Source organism: Pedobacter sp. Bi126 (genome assembly GCF_918698245.1).
Taxonomy (GTDB): domain Bacteria; phylum Bacteroidota; class Bacteroidia; order Sphingobacteriales; family Sphingobacteriaceae; genus Pedobacter.
Map to the genome: position 1 here is coordinate 1,056,817 of NZ_CAKKMS010000002.1, position 11,860 is coordinate 1,068,676.

Genomic DNA, 11,860 nt, shown 5'->3' on the forward strand with positions numbered 1-11,860 from the left:
CGTGTGCGTGTTAATCTTTATAATTTAATGGCTTCTTTCTCTTAACCGGTATTTCTGGGTTTTGTACAGGTTTTGAGGGATGATAATAATAAAGTCCTGCTTTGCCATAAAGCGCCAGATGTTGGATTAGATTATTACTGAAGGTTTTAAAATCTTTGTGATTTTGCGGCGTCCATGCAGCTTCTGCCAGGGCAGCAATCCGCGGAAAAAGTAAATAATCTAAACGGTTGTCATTATCTACTGTTTCTGTCCAAAGGTTCGCCTGAATACCTAAAATAAGTTGCTTTTCTTTTTTATTTTCGGTAAAAGACTGCGCATCGAACTGGTATACCTGCTCAATCGGACTATATAATTTATTCCATTTTCTACCATATTGATGGGTACTATCCTGAACAAAATCGAAATACAATGGCAAGCGTGGGCATAAAACTGTTTGATAACCTTTGCTTAAAGCAGTGCGAAGCTGAGCAGGTTTTTCCTGACGCCACCAAAACATAATGGTTTTCTCTTTGGGTAGGTCGGCTTCGGCCATTTCATCCCAAAAAATAGCCCTGGCATTTAATTGGTAGAGCGAATCGGCCATACGTTTCATAAAATAGTGTTCTACCGCAGCATCGTCCTTAAGCTTTTCGCGTTCGCGGAGTTTTAAAATATCTAGATTGCTTTTCCATTTTTCATTTCCGTAACTCACTTCATCTCCCCCTAAATGAATTAATCCGGCAGGGAAAAGCACATTGGTTTCTTTTAGAATATCGGTTAAATAACCGTAAGTTTTTTCCAGGCCAGGATTAAAGGTAAACTCCGGATGCCCTACTGAACCGCCTCCTGAGTATTCTGGATAGGCTTTATTGGCCGCAGTAGCATGTCCGGGCATATCAATTTCCGGTATAACTTTAATGTAGCGCTTGGCAGCGTAGGCCACAATTTCCCTAATATCGGCATGTGTATAAAACTGTGCTGGCAAATTGGGGTTAAAATAATCACCAATGCCGCCAATAAGGGCCAAATTTGGATATTTTTTGATTTCCAACCGCCAGGCAGGTTCATCGGTTAAATGCCAGTGAAAGGTATTCAGTTTATAAAAGGCCATCCAGTTTAAAATGGATTTTACTTTTTGTTTGCCAAAAAAATGACGCGATTCGTCGAGCATAAAGCCGCGCCAGCCATAAGCCGGTGCGTCACTTATTTCTGCAGCAGGAAGCAGGCTGTTTTTATTGGTTAGCGCCAATTGCAACAGTGAAACCACTCCATAAAAAATGCCATTGGGATGTGTACCAGAAACGATAATCTGGCCAGGTTTGATACTGATCTGATAAGCACATGAATCTGCATGTTTCTTTCCTGCTTTTAACACCAGCATAATATTTGCCGATTTTCCTTTCTGTTGAATGGTAATTCCTTTTTGGCTTAATAATTCGTTCTGAAAATAATAGGCTATTGTTTTTAATTGTTCATTATTGTAACCAATACTACTGTAATTGTTAAGGGCAAAGTAGCCACTACCTTTTACAAATTGCGCTGGCATAGGAATAATTCCTGGTTGCTGCGCAAATGCAGTTGAGTAAATAATTAGTATAGATAAAATATATAGTAATCTCATTAATTGGCTGTTATTTTTAATACATAAACTGGAATTTGATTTCCTTTGTTATAATCGCTTGGCAAATCAAGGCTAAGCCCCTCATTATTTACTGTCCATTTAATTTTTTTATTGTTTCCCAAGAGTTCAATATTTTTAACAGACAGTATGCTTTTGTTTATCTGCTTTAACAGTACATCTGGCTTTTGCCAGCTTCTTAAAAAAGCGTATACAGCCTTATCTTTTGCGGTATAGTAAACATCTGGTGTTAAAGATTTTGGTGTACCATCAAAAACGGCATCTTTAATGGCGTTTTTGCTTTCTTCGATGGAAATATTGTCGGTCTTTTCACTCCTATTTTCTTTTATAGCTAACCATGGATGGCTGGCGTAAATGGCCTCATGATTAATATCCATCCATTTACCTATTGCTTTTAATCGGGCAGTTGCCCAATCCGGAAATGCACCATCGCCTTTAGGGCCAACATTTAACAGCAGGTTGCCACCATTAGCTACTACTTCTACCAAGTGCCGTACCAGCATTTCTGGCGATTTCCAAAGGCTATCGTGTTTGTTGTAACCCCAGTTTTGGCCAATAGTTAAACAAGACTCCCATGCTTTTTTAGATGATGGTGACAAAGACTGTTCTGAAATTGAAAAATCGCCATAACCATTCCCGATTCTATTGTTAACCAAGCAGTTTGGCTGTAATTTATTAACTAACGCTTTAAGTTCTGCGCTCTCTGTTTTACTGATAAGTTCAGGCGTATCGAACCAAAGTGCGCCAATTGGGCCATAGTTACTTAAAAGTTCCGTGATCTGTGGTTTAACCTTTCGTTCGAAATAGCGGTTAAAAACCTTTGCGTCTTCATTCGGATAATCCCAGGTGTTGCTTCTGCCAGCTTTTACAGGCCAATTGGTTGGCACATCCGGATCTTGCCAATCTCTCCCTAAGGAATAATAAAGGCAAAGTGTGATTTTGTATTTTTTGCAGGCTTTTGCCAGCGCTGCAATTGGATCGCGCTTAAAAGGGCTTCTTTTTACGATATTATAATCGCTGCTGGCTGAGTTGTACATGGCAAATCCATCATGATGTTTGGCCGTAAAAACGATATACTTCATCCCTGTTTCTTTTGTTTGTTTAACCCAGGCATCTGCATCGAACTTTATGGGATTAAATTGATCCGCAATGGTTCCGTACTCTTGTACCGGAATACGTTCGTAAAGCATAAAATGCTCTCCTCCTTTAACCTTATGGCCTTTCCAATCGCCAGCAGTTTGGGCATACAAGCCCCAATGTAAAAACATGCCGAATTTTTCTGTCCTAAACTGTTCTAATGCATTATTTTGTACTGTTTGCCCAACCAATAGCTGGACAAACAGTACAAATAACAGACTTAAAAAAAGCGGTTTTCTCATTTTTGATTTGGTTTGAAACATTAAAGATAAGCCTGTTTATAACAAATAATAATTAAAGGGCAATCACTTTTATGGATGATGCCTTATCGTTAAAAGTAGAAACGTAAGTACTTGACGAAGTTAATTCAATGCTACTTCCTGTAAAGTTATCTCCATCATACATAATTACTTTAACACCAAGACCTAAATTAACAGATGATACATCGTTATTGCTAATACCGCGGCTTATTAAATCGGCGGTGGTATACTGGCCAACAGGTAATGATACGCCATAGCCACCATAACTGGAATTCTGGTGAAATTTAGCAGAACCATTTGCACCGATTTGTGGCACACCATTTAAAAATGAGAATGAATAAGTTTTGCTCACATTACCGCCATTTTTCAATAGCAATTTCAACCTGATGTTGTAAGCTTCGTTATTTTTATAATAAAGCTCGCTAAAGGGAATAGTTGCCGAAATTGTATTTCCAGTACCTGGGTTCGATCTCCATGCCACAGCATTATAATCAGCATCGCTACCACCCAAATCTGGGTCCATGTAAATCAGGATATCATTTACTTCTTTATTACTTGTAAATGAACCTGTAACATTGAAAGCCTGTGTTGTTGCATTGTAGGCAAACTGCGCATTAATCGTGGTGGTGGCTGCTTCGTAAGGTATTTCTGTAGGCAAAGGATTCTGGAACACTTCGTTACGGTTTAAAATGGCGGCATCAACCTCGGTTAAGAATGTTGGTTGACCTTTGCTGAAAGTTACATTTCCTGATCCCATTAAAGAAGTACCTAAGATCGGTTGTTCTGAAGCATATTTAGCATGATCGTGTGGCAAATTTAAGCCATGTCCCAGCTCGTGCAGCATACCACCAAGTAAATTTGATGTTGCATTAGGGATTTTATCAACTGCCATGTTCGAATTGTCAGTAGCGAAGCAATTTTTACCGTAGCCGTAAAAAGGCTGATCAAAACTACCATCGGTACGCTGGGGTAATAAGATCAGCGTATGGCTTGAATTTGAAAACTCTGAAGCGTGTGTGGCTTTGTAGGCCGCAATTTCGTTCAGGATTTTAGTTGCAGAAATACTGGCATCGTAAGGATAGGCCGATTGTGCAAACTGTGCTGGTATTTCGATAAAACGCACCAATCCGGTTGAATCGATTTTGGGCAATCCCATGTATTTGTCATAGCCATACCTTAACATTTCGGTATGGAACCAGCCCTGAAAATGAACCAATAAGGAGGTTAAGCGGGTTTTGTAATCAGCAAGCGCCGGATTATCGGTAGGCACAAACATTACAATATTCAGGTTTTTGGTATTGGTAACAAAACTCGGCGGAGTGGTTCCAGAGCTTAGTGCCAATGTAGTTGGTTTTGTGCCAAGTGTTTCTGGTTCTGAAAGAGGTGCTTTTTTACAGGCAGTCATTAAAAGACCGCTTGAAATCATCAAAAGCAGTGCAAAGCAAAGTTGTTTTTTGTTTTTCATTGTTTAATGGTTAAAGGTTTATGGTTAATTGATTTTTATTGGTTTATTAGCCCACTTGTCATTAGTTCATTAGTTGATGCTCCATTGCCCAATCCGTCATTGCGAGGCCAGATAAGCGGGAGCCGAAGCAATCTTTATTGGTTAATTAACTTCAAACTACTCCTTTCGACTCCGAGGGCTTTTATCAGTAATTGACTCTGAACTGCCGACTCAAGACTCAAAAAGTAACTTTCAACACACGCCCCATATCCCCACCACTTTTTTGTAATCCTTCGGGTACCGAAATCCTCAGTCCTTTATGATCCTGTTTCCACTCGAGTTTTTCATTTGTTTCTTCTAACAATACCTCTTTCACTAAAAACTGATCATTAGAAAGTGAAATAATAATCAGTTCTCCATATTCGGTTTCGTTTAAAAAAACCTGTAGTTCATCATCCTTCCCCGAATAAAACATAATGGGCTCAAGTGTTCTGATATCAATTGAGTTTTTGAGTTTAGCTAAAACCGGGCTTTCTTGTTGATCGGTAGGCATAAGTAGATGTTTAAGATGATCGTATTGATATTGTAACGGTGTATAGAAGGTTTAAGGTTTTTACCCGACCATGATGTTGCCTACCTTGTTTTGGCAGGCAACTGGTCTGGGACTAACTCAACTAAAAAAAATTGTTTAAGCTTATGATTACCAACCTGGGTTTTGCATTAATGTTGCCGATTTATCAATCTCTGTTTGAGGAATTGGTGCGAGATAAGCGCGCTGTTGCCAATTAACCGATAATGCCAGCTTTGTTCTATCGTAAGTAAAAGCTCCATTAGCTTCCTTTGAGATGTATGTCTGCATAATATTCTTGCTTTCGGTTAGCTCTGCTGTTCTCCACCTGCGGGTATCGTACCAGAAATGCCCCTCTGAGAAAAACTCGGCAACAGATTCTTTTTGCAACAATGTTCTAAATGCAGCTTGCGATATGCCTGCAACAATGCCATAACGGTTATCCGTTCCTGCGGTGATCCCGGCGCGTTTTCTGATTTTGACAAGCCATGAAACAGCCTGTTCTGTTTGACCCAATTCGTTTAATGCCTCTGCATAGCCCATATACATTTCTGCCAGGCGGATCACCGGCAAACATCTTTCAATATTGGCTGAAGTACCGGTAGAATCGTTAGCCATTTTCCTCGAATAGTATCCCGTTTTGGTATAATAAGCTTGTATCCCATCAGCAGCCAGTGCATTTGTGGCCTTGTTAAAATAGATATCAACCGGAACCAATGTAGTACCCGAACCACTTTTCCATAAAGGCGCCTGGTTGTAAATGATAGAGAAATAAAAACGTGGATCACGGTTAATATAAGGATTATTGGGATTGTAGCCCGAAGCAGGATCATCAATGGCCTTTCCCTCTTTAGTTCCAAAATTTTCTACCGCAGATTCGGTCGGGTTACAAAAGGTATAAGTGGTAGATTGTCTGCTTCTTGGAAAACGGTAAGATTCAAAATTTGTTCCGCCCAAAAAGCTCACTGCGCCCGAAGAAACCACGAAAGGTGTAATTACTTCGGTATTTTTTCTGCCTTTGATAAACATTTTCCAAAAACCATGGCCAGGACGGGTTATATTATCTTCTACCAATGCATAATCAGGCAGATCAACCACTGCTTTCAATGCATCAGCTGCTTTCTGCCAAAGTATTGCATTATAAGTTGCCGAATAGGTAATATAAGGCAATAAGGAAGCATCTGTACTATGCGATTTACCATTAAAAAGCGGACTCGCTGCTGTAAGTAAAATCCTGGCCTTAAGGGCCAATGCAGCACCTCTCGTCGCATGTCCGTATTCTGCGGCTTCTTGCGCCAATGCATTAGGCAAACCTTTTGCTGCTTCATCAAGTTCTGCAACAGCATAATCAACACATTCTTTGTAGGTATTGCGTTTGGATATTAAAATTTCATCTGCATTGAGTGGAACATCGGGCATTAACTGTACACCGCCATAAAAGCGGATCAAACCGATATAAAAGAATGCCCTAAGGTAACGCGCTTCAGCAATCAACCTATTCTTACGAACAGCTGAAATCGGCGTTTTACCTATATTCTGCAAAAACAGCGATGCCTGTCTGATTTTTTTATAATAAGTTGTCCAGTAATTGTTCAGCGAGTAATTGCTAGCGGTATAGGTACCCTGAATTACCCCAGTTTGTGGTGTACTATAGTAACTTAGTGCCAAACTTGTCTGTTCATCAAAACAGGCCCAATCGTTACCATTGGGACTGGTAATATAACCCGCCCGCTGCAAAACAATGTCTTGTCCGGTATAGGCATACATATCATTTACAAAGCCGATGGTAAGCGCGCTATCTGCAAAAACCTTTTCCTCTGTTAAAGTTTCTGTTTTCCTATCCAAAAAACTAGATTTTTTACATGCAGCCAGACTAAAAAGTGCTACTGCAATGATATTGATGATATAAAATTTCTTTCTCATTTCTTTATCTTTTTTGAATTATAGCCCAAACTGGATCCCAAAATTGAATATGCTCTGTTGCGGGTATTCGTTTACATCGCCAAGGTTTGTGGTGCTGGCCGTTCCGGTTACCGATTCTGGATCTATAAACACAGGCAACGCCGTGTAAAGCAAGCCAAGATTGTAACCATTGGCATATACTCTGATGTTGTTCATGTGGAGTTTTTTAGCAAACGAAGTGGGTAAACGGTAACCTATTTCTACGTTTTTCCACCGGATGTAATCACCACGTTTTGTCCAGTAAGTAGAAAACACGCCACTTTGCGAACCACTGCCTGCCAATACAGGGAATGTAGCTTCCTGACGGGTAACGGGTGTCCAACGGCCCAGGTTATAAGGAATAGATTGATTTTCGGGACGGCTATAACCGATTACACCACGGTTGATATTGATGAAATATTTAAATGAACTTTGGAATAAGGTGCTGAAATCGAAGTTTTTGTAAGAGAAGCCAAAACTTAAACCCGCAATATACTCGGGCTGATTGGTTCCGACATAACCTAAATCGTATTGATCGATAATACCATCGCCATTTAAATCAACCAGTTTAACACCACCGAGCGATAAATTGCTTAAAGGGGTGGCGGTGATCAATTTCGGACTGTTATATAAATCAGCCAGTGATTGGTAGAGCCCTGCATCCTGGTAAGCAAACAGGGCACCAACAGGTTTTCCGGTTAAACCTAACCAAGGGTAGCGCACGGCACCTTCATCACGGAAAATTACTTTGTTTTCTGAATGACTGATCTGCGTATTAACAAAATACGATAGTTTGTTAGCGAAAAGATTGTCTTTATAGGTTAACTCTACTTCATACCCTTTGTTATCAACAATGCCCAGGTTTACGAAAGGCAGCGAGGCGCCAAATGCAGTAGCAACTGATGCACGCTGCGTTAAAATATCTTCACGGCGTTTTTTGTAAAAATCAACATTTAAACCCAATCGGCCTTTAAACATCCTAAGCTCAAGCCCAATATTGGCATCACGCTGGGTTTCCCAGGTAATTTCGGTATTGGCCAAAGTGGGTTCAATTAAACCACCATAGGTTGTATTACCTGTTTCTCCAAAAATATAGCCTTTACCACTTCCACCAACATAGGTTTTCTCGTAAGAATATACAGATGATCCGATACCATCGTTACCCACCATACCATAAGATCCCCTGATTTTTAAATTATCGATAAAATTGATATTGTTTTTAAAAAAAGGTTCTTCACTGATGTTGTAAGCCACACTTAGCGCTGGGAAAAACTGGTACTTTTTGCTCGACTGAAATTTATCCGATCCATTGTATGCACCTTTAAAATCGAGCAGGTATTTCTGTTTGTAGTTATAGCTGAAAGATGTAACAATCCCCCTTACATTGTAGGGATCATAAGCAATAGCACTCGTTTCTTCAGTTTTTGTAGTTTGGTTAAGCAACACAAAAGCATTTATATTATGGCTGGCAAAACTTCTGTTGTATTTTAATGAGGCCTGTAAATTGGTTAAACGGTTCGATCCGGTATAACCGCCGCTCCTTGTTAACTTACCCAAACGGTAGAGGTTGTTTACAACTGGCAGGTAACTGCTGGTATTGGCATCATAGTAATAAGTAGGTATTTCGGAGGAGCTTCTTTTTAAAGAGCGGTTGAAACTATAATCGCTGGCATACGATAACAATGCGTTTGCGGTAAGTCCTTCCGTAATGAAATTCAATTTTTGATCTACCTGTGTTACAAACCCAAGGTTATTGGTGTAATCGCGGCTATAACCCGACCATCTTAAATTGGCTATTGGGTTTATTTTTGTCGACCCGCTGGTAGAACCACCGTAAGTGCCGTTTGCATTGTAAGCGGGAAAGCCAAAAGCCGATAATTGCCCGTTCCATAAATATTGCAGGGTTGGTGCACCACCGTTCCCGGGCGAATCATTTGGTGAATTGGTTACCCCGAATCTTCCTGATAAATCGAAACGGATATGCAAATTTTTATTGGGATCTAAATCTACATTTGAGCGGAAATTGTAACGGTCGAACTGATAATCGCCATTATAACCTTCATCTTTGGTAAAATCTTTGTACATCCCACCCTGACTGAAATAACCAAGCGAAACAAAGTATTTCGTTTTTTGAGTACCACCGCTGATGTCAAAGTTACTACGGTTTTGTATGCTGTAATCTTTTGTCAGTTCATCCCACCAATCTACAAATGGATAATTGTAAGGGTCATCCTGCAGGCGGTAATGCTCGAGGTTATTCCCGCCAAAAAATTTAGGGTATTGCGTGGCCGGATCCATGTACTGCTCGGTGGTGTACTCGTTCAGCATTTTTAAGGTGGTATAACCGTTGTTGGTTTTAAAATTCACAGCCGATCGGGTTAAACCGGTTTCCTGTCTAAAGGTTAACTGTGGCTTGCCTGATTCTCCCCTGCGCGTACGCACCACCACAACACCATTGGCACCACGCACGCCATAAACGGCTGTTGTAGAAGCATCTTTTAAGATGGTTAAACTTTCGATCTCATTCTGATCGAGCATATTGATCTGATCAGCAGTTACCTCAATATCATCCACAATAATTAAAGGAGTGGTTGTTCCCTGGTAGGTGCTGATCCCGCGGATCTGAAAAGCTGCACCATCTTTACCTGGCTGACCGCTTCTTTGCTGGGAGAAAAACCCTGGTAAACGACCTGCCAATGAGTTTTGAATGCTCGCTGTAGGACTTTGTCTTATTTCTTTACCCGAAATAGAACTCACCGCCCCAGTATTGGTAATTTTTTTCGCTTTTTCGCCGAAACCCAATACAACCACTTCTTCCAGCCCTTTGGCGTCTTCCTCGAGGGTAACATTTATACTGGTTCTGCTGCCTGTGCCGATTTCTCTGGTTAAATAACCTATTGATTTAATGATCAGTACGCCACTGGAACCTTTAAGGCGCAAGGTAAATTTACCATCCTGACCGGAAGTGGTACCATTGGCCGTGGCTTCTTTTTCGTAAATGCTGGCACCGGGTATCGGGCCGCGGTTATCGGAAATTACACCCGAAACCGTTTTTCCTACCTGCCCATACACGGTTTGTACCAAAAGGGCTGATAGTAATATAATATATGTTAAAAATCTTTTCATCATGTTGTTGATTAGCTACCAGTTTGGATTTTGAACCATGTTGCCGTTAGATGCCATTTCTTTGAATGGTATTGGGTAGAGGTACATTTTAGCTGCCTCGAACTTGGTAGGTGCTGCCGTTACAATAGAATAACTTACCGTGGTACCATTTAGCGTTCCCTTAATCCCGTGTAACGTTCCGTTTAAAACATTTTCGGCAATTTTCCAGCGGCGGATATCCCAGAAACGCTGTTCTTCGAAAGCCATTTCTACCCTGCGCTCGTGGCGGATCCTATCGCGCATCTGTTGTTGGGTTAAACCCGTTGGTAAAGCCGGCATATTTACCCTTGCCCTAATGGCGTTGATACTTTTATATACATCGGCATCCGGCCCTACAGCTTCATTTTGAGCCTCAGCAAAGTTGAGGAGGATTTCAGCATACCTGAAAATCGGGAAATTATGGTTCTGCGCAGTGTAGGCACTTTCACTGGTGGTACCTGTCATAAATTTACGCAGGTAGTAACCTGTTCTGGTTTCATCCGATACGGCATTACCATATCCTTTAGGTCTGTCTTTACCTCCATCGTAAGTTTGAACATTACGGTTAAGCCAAAATAAGCCATCAAATGAAACCGTTCCGGCCAATCGTGGATCGCGGTTGTAGTATGGTGCAGCAAGTGTATAACCGGAGCTACTTTCCTGGATGGTTTTACCGGTAAAAGTTTCAAACTCATCAACCAGTTCCTGAGTGGGGTTAGTTAGGCCCTGTCCCTGCCGGGTATAACCCACGGGTTCATTGTTCTGCTCTATATCGGTAGTGGTAGCCCTTAAATAAGGCAATATGATTTCGGCATTATATCTTGAAGAAAACACATTTAAAAATTTATTCACCCCAGCCACGTAATTACTTAAGGAAGCAGATGGCGCCAGTGCACTCATATTCGTGGTGCTGTAATGTGCCGTTGCTGTTGAGGTTGATAAGGCATAAACAAATTTGCCCGCAGCAACACTATCCATCACTGCTTTGGCAGCCAATGCGGCCGCCGTCCACTTTGAGACGTCATTACCCGCATTATTTAAAGGGCTTGCTGCATACAATAGTAACCTCGATTTTAATGCCATGGCGGCACCGCGTGTAAAACGTCCGAAATAGATGGTGGTATAACCACTTGTTGCATTTGGACCCAACAGATCGGGCATAACAGCATCAAGTTCGCTATTGATGTAGTTTACACAGTCCTGATAGCTATTGCGCGGAAGGTTTATCTGATCGTTCAGCTCGAAAATTTTATTACCGATTAATGGAACACCACCCCAGCGTTTAACCAGTTCGAAATAAAACATGGCCCTTAATGCCCGTGCCTCTGCTTTAAAGCGTTTTTTAAATCCTGTGGTTTTAATGGGCACCTGATCGATGTTCGCCAGAAAAATATTTACTTTTCTGATGCCCGCATAATTGGCATCCCAGGTATTATCGGGCAAAGCCACCTGGTTAAAGGCGCCATTTGAATAGAACTGCACCTGTGCGGAGGTTGAAGATGGAATAGCATCATCAGTACCGGCATCGAGCATATTGGAAGATATCCGATTAAAACCATTTGGCAGGCTCGAATAGGTGTTATTGAGGAAAGCTTCGGCATAAACGCCAAGTGAATCAGTTGGATCGAATACCAGGTCTTTATTGGCATTTTCTAAAGGCCCATCCTCAATCATTTTTTTACACCCGCTGGCAAGTAACATGGCAAACAGGGCATATATTAGGGTAATTTTATTAATATTCTTCATCT

The 11,860-nt window shown here is 41.1% G+C and carries 7 protein-coding genes; all 7 read right to left on the minus strand.

Annotated features, from left to right (window positions below):
* Window positions 1–10 precede the first annotated feature (10 nt).
* Window positions 11–1,600 carry a beta-N-acetylhexosaminidase gene (locus LQ201_RS09615; protein ID WP_230141789.1) on the minus strand — a complete coding sequence of 530 codons (1,590 nt, stop codon included), beginning with the start codon at window positions 1,598–1,600 and terminating at the stop codon, window positions 11–13.
* Window positions 1,600–2,997 carry an alpha-L-fucosidase gene (locus tag LQ201_RS09620; protein ID WP_230141792.1) on the minus strand — a complete coding sequence of 466 codons (1,398 nt, stop codon included), beginning with the start codon at window positions 2,995–2,997 and terminating at the stop codon, window positions 1,600–1,602. The genes LQ201_RS09615 and LQ201_RS09620 overlap by 1 nt, the downstream gene beginning before the upstream one ends.
* Window positions 2,998–3,049: 52 nt before the next feature.
* Window positions 3,050–4,480: a beta/gamma crystallin family protein gene (locus tag LQ201_RS09625; RefSeq protein ID WP_230141794.1), complete on the minus strand. Its 1,431-nt coding sequence runs from the start codon at window positions 4,478–4,480 to the stop codon at window positions 3,050–3,052.
* A gap of 217 nt (window positions 4,481–4,697) precedes the next feature.
* Complete coding sequence (locus tag LQ201_RS09630) at window positions 4,698–5,012, minus strand: hypothetical protein (RefSeq protein ID WP_230141796.1); 315 nt, start codon at window positions 5,010–5,012, stop codon at window positions 4,698–4,700.
* Window positions 5,013–5,159: 147 nt separating this feature from the next.
* Window positions 5,160–6,950: a RagB/SusD family nutrient uptake outer membrane protein gene (locus LQ201_RS09635; RefSeq protein ID WP_230141798.1), complete on the minus strand. Its 1,791-nt coding sequence runs from the start codon at window positions 6,948–6,950 to the stop codon at window positions 5,160–5,162.
* Between the two features lie 18 nt (window positions 6,951–6,968).
* Window positions 6,969–10,094, minus strand: coding sequence for a TonB-dependent receptor (locus tag LQ201_RS09640; RefSeq protein WP_230141801.1), 3,126 nt, complete (start codon window positions 10,092–10,094; stop codon window positions 6,969–6,971).
* Window positions 10,095–10,109: 15 nt separating this feature from the next.
* Window positions 10,110–11,858, minus strand: coding sequence for a RagB/SusD family nutrient uptake outer membrane protein (locus tag LQ201_RS09645; protein ID WP_230141803.1), 1,749 nt, complete (start codon window positions 11,856–11,858; stop codon window positions 10,110–10,112).
* Window positions 11,859–11,860: the final 2 nt, after the last annotated feature.

Bases quoted from the DNA above. Each gene is read 5' to 3' on its own strand.
- LQ201_RS09640 (WP_230141801.1), bottom strand. From the start codon at position 10,094: ATGAAAAGATTTTTAACATATATTATATTACTATCAGCCCTTTTGGTA.
- LQ201_RS09615 (WP_230141789.1), bottom strand. From the start codon at position 1,600: ATGAGATTACTATATATTTTATCTATACTAATTATTTACTCAACTGCA.
- LQ201_RS09625 (WP_230141794.1), bottom strand. From the start codon at position 4,480: ATGAAAAACAAAAAACAACTTTGCTTTGCACTGCTTTTGATGATTTCA.
- LQ201_RS09620 (WP_230141792.1), bottom strand. From the start codon at position 2,997: ATGAGAAAACCGCTTTTTTTAAGTCTGTTATTTGTACTGTTTGTCCAG.
- LQ201_RS09635 (WP_230141798.1), bottom strand. From the start codon at position 6,950: ATGAGAAAGAAATTTTATATCATCAATATCATTGCAGTAGCACTTTTT.
- LQ201_RS09630 (WP_230141796.1), bottom strand. From the start codon at position 5,012: ATGCCTACCGATCAACAAGAAAGCCCGGTTTTAGCTAAACTCAAAAAC.
- LQ201_RS09645 (WP_230141803.1), bottom strand. From the start codon at position 11,858: ATGAAGAATATTAATAAAATTACCCTAATATATGCCCTGTTTGCCATG.